Origin of the sequence: Bacillus sp. FSL R5-0712, assembly GCF_038593285.1 — a bacterium.
Classification (GTDB): domain Bacteria; phylum Bacillota; class Bacilli; order Bacillales; family Bacillaceae; genus Bacillus; species Bacillus safensis.
The window spans coordinates 56,889-75,780 of record NZ_CP151981.1 but is presented as its reverse complement, the minus strand read 5'-3'; the positions used below and the strand labels follow the sequence as shown (position 1 = coordinate 75,780).

At 42.1% G+C, this 18,892-nt stretch carries 18 protein-coding genes and 2 tRNA genes; all 20 read right to left on the bottom strand.

Annotation, left to right across the window (positions count from 1 at the left end):
* Positions 1 to 37: 37 nt before the first annotated feature.
* Complete coding sequence (spoIIE, locus tag NSU11_RS00400) at positions 38 to 2,521, bottom strand: stage II sporulation protein E (protein WP_024425648.1); 2,484 nt, start codon at positions 2,519 to 2,521, stop codon at positions 38 to 40.
* A 203-nt stretch (positions 2,522 to 2,724) separates the two neighbouring features.
* Positions 2,725 to 2,796 (bottom strand) — tRNA-Glu (locus NSU11_RS00395).
* A gap of 25 nt (positions 2,797 to 2,821) precedes the next feature.
* Positions 2,822 to 2,895, bottom strand: a tRNA-Met gene (locus NSU11_RS00390).
* A 176-nt stretch (positions 2,896 to 3,071) separates the two neighbouring features.
* Positions 3,072 to 3,467, bottom strand: a complete 396-nt coding sequence (locus tag NSU11_RS00385; protein WP_008357409.1) for a S1 domain-containing RNA-binding protein — start codon at positions 3,465 to 3,467, stop codon at positions 3,072 to 3,074.
* Positions 3,468 to 3,549: 82 nt separating this feature from the next.
* Entirely contained in the window at positions 3,550 to 3,924 is a 375-nt protein-coding gene (locus tag NSU11_RS00380; RefSeq protein WP_003217952.1) for a septum formation initiator family protein, read from the bottom strand.
* A gap of 18 nt (positions 3,925 to 3,942) precedes the next feature.
* A complete protein-coding gene (gene yabQ / locus NSU11_RS00375) occupies positions 3,943 to 4,581 on the bottom strand; it encodes a spore cortex biosynthesis protein YabQ (RefSeq protein WP_149126073.1) in 639 nt (212 codons plus the stop codon).
* Positions 4,578 to 4,886 carry a sporulation protein YabP gene (yabP, locus tag NSU11_RS00370; RefSeq protein WP_024425646.1) on the bottom strand — a complete coding sequence of 103 codons (309 nt, stop codon included), beginning with the start codon at positions 4,884 to 4,886 and terminating at the stop codon, positions 4,578 to 4,580. Before yabP ends, yabQ begins: the two co-directional genes overlap by 4 nt.
* A gap of 73 nt (positions 4,887 to 4,959) precedes the next feature.
* Positions 4,960 to 5,220 carry an RNA-binding S4 domain-containing protein gene (locus tag NSU11_RS00365; protein WP_008341839.1) on the bottom strand — a complete coding sequence of 87 codons (261 nt, stop codon included), beginning with the start codon at positions 5,218 to 5,220 and terminating at the stop codon, positions 4,960 to 4,962.
* On the bottom strand, positions 5,217 to 6,701 hold the full coding sequence (mazG, locus tag NSU11_RS00360; protein WP_342493747.1) for a nucleoside triphosphate pyrophosphohydrolase: 1,485 nt from the start codon (positions 6,699 to 6,701) through the stop codon (positions 5,217 to 5,219). Before mazG ends, NSU11_RS00365 begins: the two co-directional genes overlap by 4 nt.
* Positions 6,691 to 8,295, bottom strand: a complete 1,605-nt coding sequence (locus NSU11_RS00355; RefSeq protein ID WP_270126401.1) for a polysaccharide biosynthesis protein — start codon at positions 8,293 to 8,295, stop codon at positions 6,691 to 6,693. The genes mazG and NSU11_RS00355 overlap by 11 nt, the downstream gene beginning before the upstream one ends.
* Before the next feature lie 190 nt (positions 8,296 to 8,485).
* Positions 8,486 to 9,022, bottom strand: a complete 537-nt coding sequence (gene spoVT, locus NSU11_RS00350) for a stage V sporulation protein T (RefSeq protein ID WP_003217990.1) — start codon at positions 9,020 to 9,022, stop codon at positions 8,486 to 8,488.
* Between the two features lie 139 nt (positions 9,023 to 9,161).
* Positions 9,162 to 12,695, bottom strand: a complete 3,534-nt coding sequence (mfd, locus tag NSU11_RS00345) for a transcription-repair coupling factor (protein WP_332285667.1) — start codon at positions 12,693 to 12,695, stop codon at positions 9,162 to 9,164.
* A gap of 68 nt (positions 12,696 to 12,763) precedes the next feature.
* The gene (locus NSU11_RS00340; protein ID WP_003217967.1) at positions 12,764 to 12,994 is read right to left on the bottom strand and encodes an anti-sigma-F factor Fin family protein; all 231 of its coding nucleotides are present in this window, start codon (positions 12,992 to 12,994) and stop codon (positions 12,764 to 12,766) included.
* Between the two features lie 55 nt (positions 12,995 to 13,049).
* Positions 13,050 to 13,616: an aminoacyl-tRNA hydrolase gene (pth, locus tag NSU11_RS00335; protein WP_024425643.1), complete on the bottom strand. Its 567-nt coding sequence runs from the start codon at positions 13,614 to 13,616 to the stop codon at positions 13,050 to 13,052.
* Positions 13,617 to 13,756: 140 nt separating this feature from the next.
* Positions 13,757 to 14,383: a 50S ribosomal protein L25/general stress protein Ctc gene (locus NSU11_RS00330; protein ID WP_342493746.1), complete on the bottom strand. Its 627-nt coding sequence runs from the start codon at positions 14,381 to 14,383 to the stop codon at positions 13,757 to 13,759.
* 138 nt (positions 14,384 to 14,521) lie between these two features.
* Positions 14,522 to 15,475 (bottom strand): ribose-phosphate diphosphokinase, encoded by a 954-nt coding sequence (locus tag NSU11_RS00325; protein ID WP_024425641.1) that lies wholly within the window; start codon positions 15,473 to 15,475, stop codon positions 14,522 to 14,524.
* A gap of 27 nt (positions 15,476 to 15,502) precedes the next feature.
* Positions 15,503 to 16,873: a bifunctional UDP-N-acetylglucosamine diphosphorylase/glucosamine-1-phosphate N-acetyltransferase GlmU gene (gene glmU / locus NSU11_RS00320; protein ID WP_024425640.1), complete on the bottom strand. Its 1,371-nt coding sequence runs from the start codon at positions 16,871 to 16,873 to the stop codon at positions 15,503 to 15,505.
* Between the two features lie 198 nt (positions 16,874 to 17,071).
* Positions 17,072 to 17,368: a septation regulator SpoVG gene (gene spoVG, locus NSU11_RS00315; RefSeq protein ID WP_008357439.1), complete on the bottom strand. Its 297-nt coding sequence runs from the start codon at positions 17,366 to 17,368 to the stop codon at positions 17,072 to 17,074.
* A 224-nt stretch (positions 17,369 to 17,592) separates the two neighbouring features.
* The gene (gene ridA / locus NSU11_RS00310) at positions 17,593 to 17,970 is read right to left on the bottom strand and encodes a 2-iminobutanoate/2-iminopropanoate deaminase (protein WP_024425639.1); all 378 of its coding nucleotides are present in this window, start codon (positions 17,968 to 17,970) and stop codon (positions 17,593 to 17,595) included.
* Positions 17,971 to 18,008: 38 nt separating this feature from the next.
* Positions 18,009 to 18,842, bottom strand: a complete 834-nt coding sequence (gene purR, locus NSU11_RS00305; protein WP_024425638.1) for a pur operon repressor — start codon at positions 18,840 to 18,842, stop codon at positions 18,009 to 18,011.
* Positions 18,843 to 18,892: the final 50 nt, after the last annotated feature.

Sequence of the window (18,892 nt, the reverse complement as noted above, 5' to 3'; positions counted from 1 at the left end):
CCATCATCGCCAGAAGAAATTCATATTATACGATATTTTAAGAAATCTCTTGTTTCTCAAGATAGAATGTACCGGTCGGAATGGAAGCCCATTTTGGTGTGTTGTGGTCGAGCCTGATGACAACAACTGTCATATCATCGTCAATTTGGCCTGCTCTTGTTCGAATGACCTCTTCCATTAATAAATCAGCAATTTCTTGGGGATCTTCTGTTTTAAAGCTTTTCATTTTCCGTTTCACCCACAGATCATGATTTTCAATATGCTTTGGCCCCTCAAAAATACCGTCACTCATCATAATCAATAGGTCTCCTGCCTTCATCTGTTCGCTCACAACCTCGACTTCGAATTCATCAATAATGCCAATCGGCAAGTTGCTTGCTTGTACCTTCATCACCTGATCACCCCGTTTAATAAAGCTGGGTGTCGAACCAATCTTGAGGAACTTACAGCTCGCATCCTGTAAATCAATGATCGATAAATCCAATGTTGAATAGATCTCGTCCGTCGTTCGTAAAGATAAAATACTATTAATGGTTTTAATCGCCACTTTTTCATTGATACCTGACGCCAATATTTTTTCTAACAGCTTAATCGTTTCATTGCTTTCAAAATGAGCACGTGCTCCGTTGCCCATTCCATCACTAATAGCTGCGGCATACTTGCCTGCTCCAAGCTCCATCATGCTGTAGCTGTCTCCAGATACCAGTCCTCCGCCTTTTGCTGCATGTGCCACGCCTGTAGCCACTCGGTATGATTTAGCAGAGCCAAATACAACGTGGCAATAGCCTGTTGGATGCTCTGCACACTGTTCTGCTTTGACTAAAATCTGTTCTTCTAAAATATCTGAAAGCATTGGCGCAATAATTTTTTCACATTCCCCATGCCCTTGGCAATATGGGATTCTCATTTCAATATCGACATTTCCCTGCTCCAAGCTATAGATTTCTACTTGCTGAATTTCAATGCCAAAGTGCTGAAGTGCTTCTATCATCTGCTCTTCCTGAATAAAATGCTGCTCTCTTTCTCGTTTTATTTCCCGGGAAAAATCCTCCATCACTTGTGAGACCCCCATCAGCTGTTCAGCCACAAGACGCCTGCTGTCTTGGACTTTTTTCTTCAGTGTCTGGTTGGCTTTATAGTATGCGATCTCCTCTTCGATCAATTCCTCAACATGTTTTGATTTTGAGCAGTGCTGACTAAATTTCTTTTTCAATTTTCGGTTATGCTCATACGTTTTTTCATCAGATTCATGCATAACTTGTTTCATTAGTTCATAGGTTGTATCAAAGTTCTGCACCCAGCATTTATTTTTCTTATAGCACGTTTGACAGGATCGTTCTGTGATCGTACTTAAAAAAAGATCTACATCCTCTTCCTGCTTCTTCTCTTCAGGAATGGATTCGTAAAATGTCGCAAAACTCTCAGACAGCGCATGAAATACATGAGAGAACTGATCTACCTTTTTTGCTGTCACGTCTCGTACCTTCCGAGCATATTGCTGCTGCTCTTGTACATGCTCTACCGTACCAGGAATGTATTTCGCTACCTTGGAAGTAACTGATTGCGGCGTGAGTAAAAAGAGCGCAACCGCTATAAGTGACTCATACAGTGTGGTCATGAGACCTGCTGACCCTTCCCCGTACAGTGAAATGAGTAAGGAACCCACAATTAAGCCGATGGCTGCCCCTGCTTTCTTCCCTTCTTTCAGCAATCCGCCTAATAAGCCTGAAAAGGCAAGAAGACTCATCTGATAAAGGTTTCCGATGTTAGCGAGACCGAGAATTAATCCTGTCACAACACCGACCGTACAACCAATACTGGCTCCGCCAATAAAGGCAAACGTCAGCACTACATAACGTGACAAAATATGCTCTGCCTGCATTCCTTGAAAAGTGATCCCAGCAAGACCAGTTAAAACTGAGGCAATTAAAATCATAAAACAAATAATTTCTTCGACCTTTAAAGAGTGTTTAATTTTCCTGACTGTAAAAATCGGCAGGCTTTGAAGGAAAATCAGAGTCAAAATGAAGGCAAGTCCTGCTTCGACACCCGCCATGACGTAATCATAACTTTGCACAGCACCTTGCTCTAAGTAAACAAACGCTCCCCGGGTGATCAGCATTGAGAGAACAATGACAACCGGTAATGTTTTCACTGGGTCTTTGATGATGAAAGAAACCACCTTTGACATAAGGAGAAACATGAGCAGCGACGCAAACACAAACAATGCATTTTGAGGTGATATCGTCATCGCCCCAGCGAGTAATGCTAGACAAGCAAGCATCGCCTTATCTCTTTTAATAAGCAGCATGGAGCCAAAGAAAGGCAGAGCAAACGGCATAATTTCAGATAATATAAAGGCTCGTCCTAATAAAAAGCCTAGAACAACATAAATAAACCCTTTATAGAAAAAAAGAGAATGCGTGTGATGAAGAAACAGATTTTTCATCTTTTTTAACCCCGCACTGATTCTTTCAAACCCCGCTCCTGTTAAATCAGTTCTTCTTTCTAGTTTTTCCATCTTCTCATCCCCCACCTGATATTCGTTGCTTGTCATTATAGCGAAGGTGAAAAAGATATTTTGTCAAAAGAAGTTGTCGTTTCCATAAAACGTTCGACGCTTTATTCGTCAAAGAGGCATACTTTCATGAAAGTCGATGTCTTTCATCAGAATTTTACGAAAGCACAAAAAAACAGCTTTCCTATAGAAAGCTGTTTCGAATATGACCCGTACGGGATTCGAACCCGTGTTACCGCCGTGAAAGGGCGGTGTCTTAACCGCTTGACCAACGGGCCTTGCTTTATGTTCTAGTTAAAAGGATAGCGGCGGAGGGGATCGAACCCCCGACCTCACGGGTATGAACCGTACGCTCTAGCCAGCTGAGCTACACCGCCATAATGAAAATGCGCTAAGAAGCACAAGAACTATAATACAAAGGATTCGCTTGTCCGTCAATAGAAAGTTTTAAATTAAATGACGAAATCTCAAAAAATGTCGGATGATCATGAAAAAAAGCACCTGCTGAACAGCAGATGCTTTGTTGTGAAAATATATAGAAAGCAGCAACAAGTTAACCTCTTCTTGCTCCGCGCCCCCCACGTTTTGATTCCGTGTTACGTTTTAAAGATGTTAAGCGATCTTCGCTATCTTTTAAGAATTTGTTCATTTTTTGTTCAAACGATTCCTTCGGACGGAAATCATTTCTGCTTGGTCTTGATTGTTGTTGAGGACGATCTTTTGCTTTTTTAATGGACAAGCCGATTTTACCGTCTTTTTCAACGTTAATCACTTTCACTTCAACTTGTTCACCGACTTTTAAATGCTCATTAATATCTTTTACATAGTTATCGGCTACCTCACTGATATGAACGAGACCAGTTGAACCGCCTGGCAACTCCACAAAAGCTCCAAAATTTGTAATGCCCGTAACTTTCCCTTGTAACTTGCTGCCAACTTCAATCGACATAAAAAAAGTGCTCCTCCTTAGACTTATAAAAAAATCTCATTTGTTCAATTATACATAAACTGAATTTTAAGTGTCAACAAGGCTAATCGCTCTTATTGCCCACATCAAAGATTTTTTCGCCTTTTTTGGACATATAATAGTCCCGTCGTGCCAGTTCGAGTACGTATTCCTTGCTTTTCAGCTTCTTAATTTCATCAGAAATATCTTCCTGCTTTGTTTGTAATTGCTTCAACTCTTTTTCGAGCGCAACCTTCTTCTCTTCTTTTTCCTTTAGTGAAGACGATTGCGACCAGAGGGCACTTGTCACTAAGACAGCAAACATGAGCACGATCACACCAAACACGGTAAGCCTTCTAAGGAGTCCGCGACGTTTGCGTTTTAAGCGCTGTGCTTGCTGTTCCATTTGTTTTTGGTAATCATTTTGAATTTGTGCGATATTTCTTTTTCTCTTGTTCAAGGTTGAAGGCCTCCTCTCTTACTTTGTCCAGAATTGTTTCCATTTCGTTTTGATGGTACCAGATAATTTCTTGGCCCCTTGTAAAATTCCTGCTCCTTTTGAGAAAAACATTCTCATTGATGTTCGCCATTTTTCGGGAATCCGATGAATAATGGTCACATTGAGTAACCAGATGAGCGGATAACAAACAATCGACAGCACCTTCCACACGAGCCGAAACGTAAAACGAACAAGACGTAAGAGCGAGTGGAGCAAGAACAGAATAGCACTTATGATCAATGTGAACATCCAGCGGATCGGCTGGAAGACAACCGACATGACCAGCCTTTTTAGGAAGAGAACGGTCTGATATACACACATCATGATAAACTTGAGAATCTTGAGATACAAATGTTTCATCAATGCCTGATACATCGAGAAACCTAGAGCAACGGCTAGAAAAATATAAAGCCTGAATTCTCCCTCGTTTGTCAGCAGCAGGACGTAAAAGAATAAGAGACCCTGTACCATCCAAAAAAGGAGATCGTGGATAGCCAAAAGCCATTTTGCTGTTTTTTCCCGGTTCACAAACAGCTTGTACGTATCAAGCGATGCGCCCAGCCAGATGCCCATCGCCGCCATGGAAAGCATCGTATAAAACTGGACTGTCAGCGTCATTTAAACAGCTTGCTAAAAAATCCTTTAGCTTTCTCCCCGTGCTGCTCATCAACATAGATTAAATCAAAGACACGCCCTTTGATCGACACAACGCCCTTTTCGACGTCTAGGTTTTTCATTTGCAGATTTTCTCCGCGGATGGCGAGAATCCCCATGACCGTCTCCAGCAGAAATTCCTCACTATCAAAGCTTTCCACTTGTTTGACACCAGTAATATCTAAATGCTTTCTGTTTCGCATTGTGACATTGTGCTCCGCGTCTGATGACAGCTTCGTACCTTGAGGTTGATTATAATATTGATTCATCTATACATCCCCCATATCTCATACTTGCATGTTACTGCATTGTATGTGATAAGAGGGTCTTTTAGAACAAGCCCTATTCTGCTGTTTTTTCTTCTTTTAGCACAGTATACATGCCAGCCGCTTCTTCTTTTTTCGTCGTGTCCTTTAACTCGTTGACTTGAACAGTCACTAGTTTTTGACCAAAACGGATTTGCAGCTCATCTCCTTCTTTCACGTCAGAGCTTGCTTTCGCCTGTGTTCCGTTAATAGATATCCTGCCTTGATCAGCTACTTCTTTTGCCAATGTTCTTCTTTTAATTAAACGGGACACTTTTAAAAATTTATCTAGTCTCATGTGTGTTCACCTCTTTCTATGCGTTTCGCATCGTTCCATAGATCGTCCATTTCCTCTAGCGTTAAGTCATCTAATGAACGGCCCATGTCCTTTGCTTTTTGTTCGATATGCTGAAAGCGCCGTATGAATTTTGTGTTGGCAGAAGCGAGTGCCGTTTCAGGCTCTAGGTGATAGAACCTGCCAATATTGACGAGAACAAACAAAAGATCTCCAAATTCATCTTTCATCTGCTTCGTTGCACCTTCGTCCGTCTTCTCTGCCACTTCAACGAGAAATTCCTGCTTTTCTTCTTCGTATTTGTTCCAAATATCTTGAACATCTGCCCAATCAAAGCCTACTTTGGCAGCTTTCTTTTGGAGCTTATATGCCTTTGTTAGTGCCGGAAGTGTCGCCGGAATCGATTGCAAAATAGAACCGGTCCGCTCTGGCTTCTCCTGCTGTTTGATTTTTTCCCAGTTGGCCACCACATCTGCTGCCTCAGAAACATTCGTGTCACCAAACACATGGGGGTGGCGCCGAATCATTTTTTCTGTGACATGCTGAATGACGTCATCAATTGAGAAATAACCGTCATCTTCGCCAATTTGAGCGTGAAGCAGCACCTGCAGCAGCACATCGCCAAGCTCTTCCACCATATGATCTGGGTCATCTTCATCTATCGCTTCAAGCAGTTCATAGCATTCTTCAATTAAATATGGTTTGAGTGATTCATTGGTTTGTTTTTGATCCCATGGACAGCCACCCGGACCTCTTAATGTACGTATGACGTCACGGAAGGTGTCAAATTGTTGATAAAGCAGCTGTTCATCTTGAATTGGAGGAACATAAACACTCGTTAAGTTATTTATCGACACATCTCGATCAAGTTCAAATAAAGGAACGGCAGTAATCTGTTCCTGACTGCTTCCAGCTGCAGTCACAATATAAACTTCATAATCGTCGGGGAGCTTTTCCATCAGCGTGAGTTTCACATTCGAAGCTGTCATCTGATCATATACCTGACAAATCAGGACGTGCTGGGTTAATTTCAGATCATCCGCTCTCATATCCCCTGCATCAACGAATTGTAATCCCTCGATGGGGTCAATTTGCAAGGAGTTGAATGTCGCATCTAGAAAGCTTTGTCCACCAGCGACAGACACCTCAATCCCGCGCTCTTTCTGCCCGGCGACGAGCAGCTGTACGGTCTTTTCTGCCACAAATGGATGACCAGGTACAGCATACACAATGTCTTTTTCCGCTGCCTCTGCAAATAATATTTCGGTAATTTCCTGATACACCTGATCAAACTGATCATGCTTTTCATAAATTTCATCAAAAAAGGTGAGAGATGGGACCTCCTGCATTAACTCTGCGGTAAGCGGATGATCCTGCGTTCTCATAAATACTTCTTTCGCCTGCTTCAGCTGCTTATATACACCGAGCGTCAGCTGATCCATGTCGCCTGCCCCGAGACCGACGACGGTAATCTTACCTGCCATTTTGATTCCCTCTCATCTGTTTAAAATATAAAATCTTTTCTCCTAATGGAATGAGTCTCCATTCCTCGTCCGTAAATACTTCTAGCTTAAGAATACTATATAAAAAGGCGAAACCACCAATAAAAACTGATGTCAGGCTCTCTAAAACGGAAAACGGACGTTTTTCAAAGGGAATCACCCATGAAAACAGAGCCTGATATCCTATTAAGACCACAGCCATGAAGGCGGCTGATAAAAGAATTTTCACCGGGAACAGCTCTCTCAACGAAATCCATCCTTTATGCTTCAAATAAACGGCATTGAGCACGGCTGCTGTGAGAAAACCACATACAGTTGACCACGCGGCACCGTGGATGCCAAATAACGGTACAAGCTCAATTGTTAGAATCCATTTCACCAGCACGCTGAGAACCACCACAACAGCAGGATATACAGTATGCCCGAGCCCTTGCAGTAAAGCCGCCTGCGTAATGGCAATCGACGTAAAGACGATCGATATACAGAATATTTGCAAGGCATCGGTGCCTAAGTCATTACGAAAAAGCATTGTATTGACTGGTGCTAAAATACAAATCAGTCCAACCGCTGACCCTATCCCTAATACTGACGTGGTCTTAACCGATGAGCGAACTTTTTGCCGTATCGTTTCATGCTCTCCATTCCTCATGGCTGCCGATAAAAATGGTACAAGAGAGGTTCCGATGCTGATGGCAAACACCGTTCCGAGCTGTAAGAAAGGCTGGCCTCGGTCATATACACCTTTCGCCGCCTTTGCCGCCGCTTCACTGAGACCCTCGCTGCGCAGCAACGCATACAGATGAAAAGCATCAATCATTTGCATCCATAAAATGAGCAAACCGCTGACACAAATCGTCAATGTATACAGCACCAAACTCTTCATAACATCTTTTTTTCGAAGTGTCGCCTGTTTGCCTGACATACTTGCAGCAGACTGCTTTCGATAGGTCAGCCAAAGGAAAAGAAGCAAAATGAGCGAGGCCGCACTTCCTGCGATAGAAGAGAACACCGCACCCGCCCCTGTTTCATAAAGCGAATAGCCGTGCCTCACGAAATAGAAGGATAAAACAAGCAGGACACCTACCCTGATGAGCTGCTCAACCAATTGAGAAACAGCTGTTGGAAGCATCAGACCGTCACTCTGAAAAACTCCCCTCAGCATCACAGTGAGCGGCAGAAATAGAAACACAAAAGCACTCATCTGGATGAGCAGAATTAATTGACTATCTGCCATAAGACTCGCAATTGTGCCTGCTCCTATGTAAAGACAAAGAAATAAGACCAGGCTCAGTAAAGTGATATAGACCAAGGATACCCTTGTAATGATCCGTCGATTCTCTTCCCCATGATCACTCAAAAGCTTGGACACCATGACAGGAAAACCTGTTGTACCAAGCATGATGGCAATGCCAAGGAAAGGATATACCTGCTGATAAATATAAAACCCTGTGTCCCCTACGATGTTTTGAAACGGAACACGGTAAACGGCACTTAATATCTTTGATAACAAGCCTGCGATGGTCAAAATCACCGCACCCTGGAAAAGCCAATGCGGCTGATTCACAGCATTTTTCATGGATGACTCCTTTAAAATAAATCTACAGTTAAACGCACTCATTATAACATACGTGAATGAAAAGACGTTTCTTTCTAAGGAGTAGACGGCACATGTCTCGTTTTGTTTCATCCCATATAAAAAACCGACAAAATCAAATGATTTCATCGGCATTCTTTCGTTTTATCAAAATGATATAGAGTTATTAGACCTAATGTTCCATTTGACGGGCTAAGAAGCCAGCTGCCGTTTCTGCCGCTTTATGCTCCACTTCTCCCATTGAACGCTCTTTAGAAAATAAGACGACGGCGCCAATTGGATCTCCGTTTGCAACAATAGGTGCAATGGTATAAGCAGATACGTCATCATCAATACCATCGACAAGTTGAATTTCTTTTTTGCTTTCTTCTAACACAGAATTACGCTGATCCATTGTTCGTTCAAGTAAATCACTGATCGATTTGTTTAAGTACTCTTTTTTCGAACTGCCGGATACAGCAATATACGTATCTCGATCACAAATCAGGATGGAATGACCCAGACTGTCGAATAATGCATCAGCATATTCCTTCGCAAAGTCTCCTAGCTCACTAATCGGCGAATACTTCTTCAAAATCACTTCTCCATCGCGGTCGACGAAAATCTCAAGCGGATCTCCTTCCCGGATGCGCAATGTTCTGCGAATCTCCTTCGGAATAACCACTCTACCTAGATCATCGATGCGGCGTACAATTCCAGTTGCTTTCATTCACTGCTGCCTCTCTTTCGTTTGATGATGTGTTGGGTGAATGGAACAAAAGCGTCCACTTTATGCAACATTCACCACTTGACCCTGAGTTTAGTATCCGTCACATCAAACGTAATATACACGAGAGACAAACAAAATTTTATGAAGATGGAATGGTTTCTTTTTTCACATCTTGAAGGCCTCGAAGCATGTTAAGAACAACCTCAAGCCATTCCTCCGTCTTCTTGCCTTTCGTTTGGACAGAAATAATCAGCTTGCTGCCTTCCATTCCTAACCCGATTTCACGTCCATATTTACTGCCGAGCTCAAATAATTTTTGACCGTCGATTTCACTGCTTGCTTTCTCATCAAGAGTCATTCTAACAATGCCTTTCTCCATCTTGATCAGCTCGACACGTTCCTGGACAGCGTACACCTTCATTGTCGCAATCGTAAACAAGTCAGCCACTTCTTGCGGATATTCACCAAATCGGTCGATCATTTCATCCTGAAGCTCTTTTCTCTCTTCAATCGATCCAATTGCTCTGAACTGTTTATACATTTCAATCTTTTGCTTGCCGTCCGAAATATAAGTGTCTGGGATGTAAGCATCAATTTGCAGATCAATTTCTGGCTCGAATTTATCTTGAGCCGTTGTATCGCCTCTTCTTTCCTCAATGGCTTCTTTCAGCATTTGAGAATAGAGGTCGAATCCAACTGAATCAATGAAGCCATGCTGCTGAGCACCAAGTAAGTTTCCTGCTCCTCGAATTGTTAAATCACGCATCGCAATTTTAAACCCAGATCCGAGCTCTGTGAATTCTTTAATAGCTTGAAGTCTTTTCTCCGCAACTTCAGAAAGAACTTTATCTTTTCGATACGTGAAATAAGCATAAGCAACACGGTTCGAACGCCCGACTCGTCCTCTTAGCTGGTACAGCTGAGAAAGCCCCATTTTATCGGCATCGTGGACGATGAGCGTGTTTACATTTGGAATATCGACTCCCGTTTCAATGATGGTGGTACTAACCAATACATCTGATTCACCTTCAAGAAAATTAATCATCACTGATTCCAGCTCGTTCTCACTCATTTTCCCGTGCGCATAACTGACTTTTGCGTCTGGGACTAGCATGGAGATTTCGTCTGCTTTTCGTTCAATATCCTCAACACGGTTGTAAAGGAAGTACACTTGACCGCCGCGTGCTAATTCTCGCTCAATCGCTTCTCTGACTAAAGCACCATTGTACTCGACCACATAGGTTTGAACAGGGAATCGGTTTTCAGGCGGTGTTTCAATCACTGATAAATCCCGTACGCCAAGCATGGACATATGAAGCGTACGCGGAATTGGCGTAGCCGTTAATGTCAGTACGTCGATATTGGCTTTCATCTGTTTAATTTTCTCTTTATGCGTCACACCAAAACGCTGTTCCTCATCTATGATTAACAGTCCTAAATCCTTGTAGACGATGTCTTTTGAAAGAAGGCGGTGTGTGCCGATAACCATATCGATCGTTCCGTTTTTCAGCCCTTTTAATGTTTCAGTTGTTTCTTTTCTTGTACGGAAACGGCTCAGCTGCGCAATTTTGACAGGGTAGTCTTGGAATCGGTCCATGATTGTGTCAAAATGCTGCTGTGCTAAGATGGTTGTCGGAACAAGCAAGGCTACCTGCTTCCCGTCAGCAATCGCTTTGAAGGCCGCACGAATAGCCACCTCCGTTTTGCCGTAACCCACATCTCCACAAAGCAGACGGTCCATTGGACGTTCCCGCTCCATATCCTGTTTAATTTCTTGAATCGAACGGATTTGATCATCTGTTTCCTGGTAAGGGAACGCAGATTCAAACTGGCGCTGCATCTCATGATCAGGCGAGAAGGCATATCCTTTGCTTGCCTCGCGTTCTGCGTAAAGTTTAATCAGATCATCTGCGATGTCCTGTACAGATGTTTCAACTTTTTTCTTCACGCGTTTCCAATCGCTGCCGCCCAGTTTGTACAGCTTTGGTTCTTTACCTTCTGATCCTACATATTTCTGCACCTGATCAATTTGTTCAACCGGTACATAAAGCTTGTCGCTTCCTTGATAATGAATATTTAAATAATCTTTATGAATGCCGCCGATTTCAAGCGTTTCAATTCCTAAATATTTACCGATCCCGTGGTTAATGTGCACCACATAATCACCGACTTGAAGCTCTGAATAGCTCTTGATCCGCTCTGCATTGGTCAGCTTTTGCTTACGCGCCTGTTTTTTCACACGTTTCTTGAAGAGTTCACCTTCTGTGATCACAGCAATTTTTGATAACGGCAGTTCAAAGCCTGTTTGCAGCTCACCTTGTAAAATATACACCTGTCCGCTCACAAGCTCAGCGTCCGGTTTAGCAAGAGCGGCTTCAATGTCATAATCATGCAGAACAGACGACAGCTTTTCTGTCCGCTCTTCATCCGCACCTAAAAAGACAACTGTGTACTGCTGTTTTTTATAGCGTTCAATTTCACTCGCCAGCACATTCATCTGCCCGTGGAAATTCTGCATTTGCTTACTAGATACATTGACGATATTTTGCGGATTTGTCTGCTGGACATGTCTCAGAAACAAGGAGTAGTACAGAATGGACCTTGATTGCTGATTGATCAGTTCTTGAAACGGGAAAGAAAGAGATAAATCATGAAGAATGTTCCCTTCTTCAAGCAGACTAATTGTCCAATCGGCTTCTTCCTGTTCAAGCTGTTCTTCCATCTCCTGAATTCTGCTGATTTCATCTAAAATAATAATCGTATCCTGCGATGTGTAATCTAGCAAACTAGCAGGCTTTTCATAGAAATAGGACAGGTACTTCGTCATTTCCTGTGTCACGATGCCTTCTAGCAGCTTCTCGCGATCAGCAGATATATTTTGATGAAGCAGTTCTTTTTGCTGATCTGAGTTGAATTTCTTTAAGCTCTTCGCCAGCCCTTGGTCAAGCTGTTCAATGGCTCTCACTCGTTCCGGACCTCTCACAATTAACTCTTTTGCAGGACCTATTTTGATTTCTTGAAGGGTTTCTAATGAACGCTGTGTATCCGAATGAAACGTTCGAATCGAGTCTACTTCTGTATCAAACAGTTCAATACGGATTGGATGGTCTTCCGTTAACGCATAGATGTCGATAATTCCTCCGCGCACACTAAAATCTCCGGGCGCTGCAACCATCGACGTCCGGTCATAACCAATTTGTACGAGCTGTTTTGAAAACGCCTCCAAATCAATTTCTTCACCGATCTTTAAATGGATCTGACTCTCCTTCCAGAGCTCAACTGGCGGAAGCATCCTGCGCACCGCAGCAGCGGGAGTGACGATAATGGGATTTTCTCCATTCGCAAGCCGGTTCAGGACATCTAAACGCTGTGCTCTCAGCTCAGGGCTTGCCACTGCAATTTCTGAAGCGATGAGTTCATTGACAGGATAAAGAAGAACCGAGCGATCCGGCATCACACTTGCTAGATCATCTGTTACCTTCTGCGCCTGATATAAATTGTGAGTCACAATAAACATCGGCCGCTTCAGTTCGTCTGATATCGCGGCTGTAAATAAAGATCTGACGGAGCCTGATAGTCCGGCAAGCAGCTGTTCTTTTAACCCTTCCTTTAGCCCATTAAAAATGGACTGAAAATCATCACTTTGTTTGATAAATGATTGTATGTTTTTCATTTGGCTCCTCCTCCCTGTTTGTTTAAAACAGAAAAACGCTTTGGTCTAATATCTACACCAAAGCTTTTTTATTGAATAAAAGTATGATACTGATGGTAATCAGGATTTCTTTCGAGCGCCTCTTGGCAATCCTCACAAATGGTTTGTACATGTAAATCACCATTTTCCCTATAAGAAATCATATCGTTTCTTTCCTCATTTGTTAAGTGATGAAATCCAAGTGCTTCACTTTGGACAGCGGATTCATCTAGACTGCCAACCTTTACACCACAGTGGCGGCAGTAATAATGCAAAGCCATACGTGATCCTCCCATGCTGAGATTTTATGATCAGTATGTGCTTCGCTTATCATTCTTATACCTTCTTGTTAAAATCATTCATCACTTCTAAAAATGGCTTTTTTAAAGCCGCTTCACAAGCCTCGACAGACGATTGAATGGCTGATGCAATGTCAGGCTGTTCCTCTTCTGAGAAACGTCCTAGTACGTAATCAACGACCTTCATGCCGTTTTGAGGACGTCCAATGCCGATACGGAATCGGTCAAATTCAGGTGAACCTAAATGCTGAATCAATGATTTGATTCCATTATGCCCGCCTGCACTTCCTTTTGTACGTAGGCGAATCCGGCCAGTTGGCAAATCAAGATCATCATAGATCACTTTCAAATGTTCGAGGGGAATATCGTAATAGTCCATCAGCGGACGCACACATTCTCCTGATAAGTTCATATATGTAAGCGGCTTTACAAGTAGAACCTTTTGCCCCGAAACAAACCCAGTTCCAAATTGTCCATGGAATTTTGATTGATTTAAAGGAATGTCCCATTTTTTCGATAATTCATCTATTGTCATAAACCCGACATTATGTCTTGTTTTTTCATATTCTTTTCCTGGATTGCCTAATCCAACGAATGCAATCATGAAACCAATAACCTCCTTTGTCACACAGCACACGCCTAAAAAATGAGCCAATCAGATTGCCTCATGTAAAAACGTATGAATTCTTTTCATTCTAGCACAAAAGACGCAACCGCGGGAGGGTTACGTCTTTAAATGACCAGTTATTCTCCATCGTCATCCTTTTCTTTAATGGCCTCAGGCTCTTGCGGCTCTTCTTCGCTATCCGGCTCAGGAACCTCTGATTGCTGAGGCGGCAGAATGGAAGCAACGACTTCTTCTGGATCGTTATTGATTTGATAAGATGACTGAACAGGCAGATCAGCAACTGTTAAGACATCATTGACTTCTAAGTTTGTAATATCAGCTTCAATATTCTGCGGGATATCTTTTGGTTTGGCTGTAACAGATAGTTCAAATAGTGGCTGCTGAAGCACACCGCCATCTTTTACCCCTTTAGACTCGCCAATCAGCTGTATTGGTACATCTGCTTCAATTTCACGCTGTAAGTCAACGACTTGGAAATCAGCATGGACAAGCTCGTTTTTCAACGGATCTGTTTGTAATTCTGTCACCATCACAGATTTCGTTTCGCCACCCACGTCTAAGGTGATAATTGTATTCTTCCCTTCATCACGTAAGGTTTTTAATAAATCGATGCTGTCTAATGAAACAGCCAGGCTGTCTGTATTTTTTCCGTATATGACACCAGGAACGTGTCCTGAATGACGGATTTTTTGCAGTGTGGAACGTTTGAAATCAGTTCTTTTATTTGCTTTTAAACTTGCCATATTCAGCACCATCCTATTTCTTTTTTGTCACTACTCTCATAATTACCCATAACCGAATCATTTTAAACCTATTTGCCGTGAATGATGATAGCAAAAAGACCCCAAGCTTGATGCCTAGGGCCTTTTTTAATCAGAAAATTAGCTGAAAAGGTAGCTCACAGATTCTTCTTCATGTACACGGATGATGGCTTCTGCAAGCAAAGGCCCAACCGAAAGCGGAATGAATTTTCCAACTTTCTTGTCATCAGTTAATTGAATACTGTTTGTCACAACCAATTCTTTAATTTTAGAGTTTGTGATGCGTTCTACTGCTGGTCCAGACAATACTGGGTGCGTACAGCAAGCATATACTTCAGCTGCTCCATTTTCGACTAGCGCATTTGCTGCAAGTGTAATAGTACCAGCTGTATCAATGATATCATCGATCAGAATCGCCGTTTTGCCTTCAATGTTACCAATAATGTTCATGACTTCAGCAACGTTTGGCTTTGGACGGCGTTTGTCGATAATTGCGATTGGCGCTTTCAGGCGGTCTGCCATTTTACGCGCACGTGTCACACCACCGTGGTCAGGAGACACAACAACGATATCATTCAAGTTCTTCTGTTCGAAATAGTTTGTTAAGATTGGCACAGCCATTAAGTTATCGATTGGAATATCGAAGAAACCTTGGATTTGCGGCGCATGAAGATCAAGTGCAATCACACGTGTAGCACCTGCTGTTTCAAGCAAGTTCGCAAAAAGCTTCGCAGTGATTGGCTCACGAGGTTTTGCCTTACGATCTTGACGTGCGTATCCGTAATAAGGGATCACAATATTGACAGTTTTCGCAGAAGCGCGTTTTAGTGCATCCACCATAATGAGCAGTTCCATAATATGCTCATTGACTGGCGCACTTGTTGATTGAATGACATAACAATCACAGCCGCGGATACTTTCTTCAATATTGATTTGGACTTCACCGTCACTAAAGCGTTTAACAGAGCTCTTTCCTACATCAACTCCGATACGATCGGCAATTTCTTTGGCAAGTTCAGGGTTTGAATTCAAAGAGAATATCTTTAAATTCGCATCAGCATAACGATTAGACATGGTATGGTAAACCTCCGGGTATTTGGATTATTTTTTATGAATATTTTTCACATAATCTTCTTTATTGACTTGTCTTGCTCTAGCAATAGACAATGCATCCTGCGGTACATCTTCTGTAACCGTTGAACCGGCTGCAACATATGCCCCTTTTCCGACAGTGACTGGTGCAACTAGATTTGAATTACAGCCAATAAATGCGCCGTCTTCAATCTTCGTTAAGAATTTGTTTTTCCCATCATAGTTGACTGTAATGGAACCACAGCCAAGGTTTACATCAGTTCCGACCTCTGCGTCTCCAATGTAGCTTAGATGAGATGCCTTGCTCCGGTCTCCGAAAACTGTTTTCTTGATTTCGACAAAATTTCCGATTTTCACTTCATCGCCAATTTTCGACAACGGGCGAATATGAGCAAACGGTCCAATTGTCACATCAACTCCAACCTCACTATCGCAGACGACAGATTGCTTAATGACTGTTCGATCTCCGATGATGCTGTCAACAATTTCAGTGTTTGGCCCAATAGTGGCGTCTGCACCAATTTTTACATTCCCTTTGATGACCGTCCCAGGATAAATAACTGTATCTTCACCGATGACAGCATCTGGCGAAATATACGTGTTCTCAGGATCAATCAAGGTCACACCATTCTTCATATGCTGATGATTAATACGTCGCTTCATGAATTGCTCTGCTTGTGATAGAGCGATACGATCGTTAACTCCAAGTGTTTCTTCAAAATGCGGTGTTTGATAAGCTGCAACTGTTTGCCCTTCATTTTTTAAAATTTCAATAACGTCTGGCAAGTAGTATTCGCCCTGTGCATTTTCATTCGACACTTGCTCAATCACACGGAAGAGATCTTCATTTGAAAAGCAATAAGTCCCTGTATTAATTTCATTCACTTGACGCTCTGCATCGTTCGCATCTTTATGCTCCACAATTTTCACGACAGCACCTGTTTCGTCACGAATAATACGGCCATAGCCTGTCGGATCATCCGCATGTGCTGTTAAAATAGTGACTTTCGCTTGATGTTTTTGATGCTCGCTTAACATGGCTTCCATTGTTTCCGCTGTCAATAATGGCGTATCACCACAAATGACAATGGTTGTTCCCTTTTCCTGCGCGAGGAACGACTTTGCTTGTTTGACGGCATGGGCTGTTCCCAGCTGTTCTTCTTGAAGTGCATACTCACTTCTGTCTCCAAGCTGCTCTTTCACGTCCTCTGCACCATGACCGACAATCGTCACCAGCTTGGCTAAAGAAAGCTTTAACGCTTCATCTGCCACATGCTCGACCATTGGCTTTCCGCAAACTGGATGAAGTACTTTATATAGCTTTGACTTCATTCTCGTTCCTTTTCCCGCTGCTAAAATCACTGCGAACCGCTTATCCATTGATTGGCCTCCAATATCCCTATTATCCATAGAAAAATATATCCTAAATAAAGACTGATTTCAAGGATACATAAGGAAGTACAATAATTTTCTAACAAATGAAAGACTTAAGAAACAAGAGAAAGAACGCAAAAAAGACAGCATTTAAAAGAAAACATTCATTTTCTCTTAAAGCCGTCTTTTTAGGTTCACGTATGATTAAGAAGCTCCAGCTTCTTCATATTCAATTGTTTCTTCCTCTTCGCCTAAGCGATGATATTCATTTAATACAGCATCTTGGATTTTACCCCGAGTGCTTGAATTAATTGGATGTGCAATATCGCGAAACTCTCCATCAGGCGTGCGTTTGCTAGGCATTGCTACAAACAACCCATTGTTTCCATCAATCACACGAATATCATGAACAACAAATTCGTGGTCCAGCGTGATGGATGCAATCGCCCTCATGCGACCATCGGTATTCACGCGGCGTAATCTTACGTCAGTAACTTCCACAGTAGTTCACCACCTTTTCCCAATATAAAAGCATTACTTAGGTATTCAACGATCGTGGTGATTCTCCTGCTCTTTTTTTAAACTTTTTTTGAAATATCGGGATATTTATACATTATTTGTCATATTCGTGACGGCGCTTACATTCTCAGCATAAAAAAAGACATCATGATGATGTCTTTCCCTGCATATGATGAAACCAAACGGCTTTCATTGAGAGTGCCTGTTTATTTAACTAATGCAACTACTTCTATTTCTACAAGCGCATCCTTTGGAAGTCTTGCCACTTCCACGCATGAACGAGCTGGCTTATGTGTATGGAAATACTCACCGTACACTTCATTCACTTCAGCGAATTGTTCCATATCTTTAATGAAAACAGTTGCTTTCACGACTGTTTCAAAGGAAGCACCTGCTGCTTCAAGTACAGCCTCAAGATTACGGAATACTTGATGTGTTTGTTCTTTAATATCTCCATTTACAAAATCTCCAGCTGGGGTTAATGGAATTTGCCCTGAGCTGTAAAACATGTTATTGACAATAATTCCTTGAGAGTAAGGTCCAATGGCTGCTGGTGCATGTTTGGTTTGAACAACTTTTGTCATATCAATCTCTCCCATTCAAATACATGTTTAATCAAAGCTTACGCTTTCGAATGAAAAAACTCGTGGAAATTGCCTTCATTGATCTCAATGATTTTTTGCTTCATATCAATGGTAGAAAGCTTTAACAACGAGACATATTCATCGACAAGACGTTCATCTACGCCTTCATCTTCTAAAAGAACACCGATCCCTGCAACATTTGCATTAAATTCCTCAAGCAAATTCATCATGCCGTTAATGGTTCCGCCCGCTTTCATAAAGTCATCAATGATCAACACATTGGAGCCTTTATCTAAGCTTCGCTTTGCAAGGGACATGGTTTGAATTCGGTTAGAAGAACCTGACGCATAATTAATACTGACAGTTGATCCTTCGGTTACCTTATTATCTTTTCTAACGATCACAACAGGCACATTTAAATAACCCGCAACAGAATAGGCAATCGGAATACCTTTTGTCGCAACGGTCATGACGACATCAATCGCACGGTCCGCAAAGATGGTCGCAAACAGCTTACCGATTTTCGCAAGAATCGATGGATTGCCTAAAACATCGGTTAAATATAAATAACCGCCAGGAAGTACACGTTCAGGAGTTGATAATGCCTCTCCGATATCGTTTACTACGTCATCTGCTTCTTTTAGGTGTATTTTTGGAATATATTTCACTCCGCCAGCAGCGCCAGGTACAGTGAGCAATGTGCCTATTCCCTGCTGTTCGAAGGTCTGTTTGATAATCGTTAAGTCTTCACTAATGGAGGACTTTGCAGATTGATAACGTTCTGCAAAAAAAGTTAAAGGTACTAGTACGTGCGGGTGGGCTAACAAATAATTTGTTAAGTCCACCAATCTGCCGCTTCGACGAAACTTCATGAACTTACCCCCAGAACCCGAATAATTTATGAATAATATAACTTAATATA

Excerpts from the sequence above, each read along its gene's own strand:
- yabQ (WP_149126073.1), bottom strand. The coding sequence starts at position 4,581 with ATGACGCTGACAGTCCAGTTTTATACGATGCTTTCCATGGCGGCGATG.
- NSU11_RS00340 (WP_003217967.1), bottom strand. The coding sequence starts at position 12,994 with ATGGCTTTGCATTATTACTGCCGCCACTGTGGTGTAAAGGTTGGCAGT.
- spoIIE (WP_024425648.1), bottom strand. The coding sequence starts at position 2,521 with ATGGAAAAACTAGAAAGAAGAACTGATTTAACAGGAGCGGGGTTTGAA.
- yabP (WP_024425646.1), bottom strand. The coding sequence starts at position 4,886 with ATGAATCAATATTATAATCAACCTCAAGGTACGAAGCTGTCATCAGAC.
- mazG (WP_342493747.1), bottom strand. The coding sequence starts at position 6,701 with ATGGCAGGTAAGATTACCGTCGTCGGTCTCGGGGCAGGCGACATGGAT.
- glmU (WP_024425640.1), bottom strand. The coding sequence starts at position 16,873 with ATGGATAAGCGGTTCGCAGTGATTTTAGCAGCGGGAAAAGGAACGAGA.
- purR (WP_024425638.1), bottom strand. The coding sequence starts at position 18,842 with ATGAAGTTTCGTCGAAGCGGCAGATTGGTGGACTTAACAAATTATTTG.
- spoVT (WP_003217990.1), bottom strand. The coding sequence starts at position 9,022 with ATGAAAGCAACTGGAATTGTACGCCGCATCGATGATCTAGGTAGAGTG.
- NSU11_RS00365 (WP_008341839.1), bottom strand. The coding sequence starts at position 5,220 with ATGAGACTAGATAAATTTTTAAAAGTGTCCCGTTTAATTAAAAGAAGA.
- mfd (WP_332285667.1), bottom strand. The coding sequence starts at position 12,695 with ATGAAAAACATACAATCATTTATCAAACAAAGTGATGATTTTCAGTCC.
- NSU11_RS00330 (WP_342493746.1), bottom strand. The coding sequence starts at position 14,383 with ATGGCAAGTTTAAAAGCAAATAAAAGAACTGATTTCAAACGTTCCACA.
- ridA (WP_024425639.1), bottom strand. The coding sequence starts at position 17,970 with ATGACAAAAGTTGTTCAAACCAAACATGCACCAGCAGCCATTGGACCT.
- NSU11_RS00325 (WP_024425641.1), bottom strand. The coding sequence starts at position 15,475 with ATGTCTAATCGTTATGCTGATGCGAATTTAAAGATATTCTCTTTGAAT.
- pth (WP_024425643.1), bottom strand. The coding sequence starts at position 13,616 with ATGATTGCATTCGTTGGATTAGGCAATCCAGGAAAAGAATATGAAAAA.
- NSU11_RS00355 (WP_270126401.1), bottom strand. The coding sequence starts at position 8,295 with ATGAAAAATGCTGTGAATCAGCCGCATTGGCTTTTCCAGGGTGCGGTG.
- NSU11_RS00385 (WP_008357409.1), bottom strand. The coding sequence starts at position 3,467 with ATGTCGATTGAAGTTGGCAGCAAGTTACAAGGGAAAGTTACGGGCATT.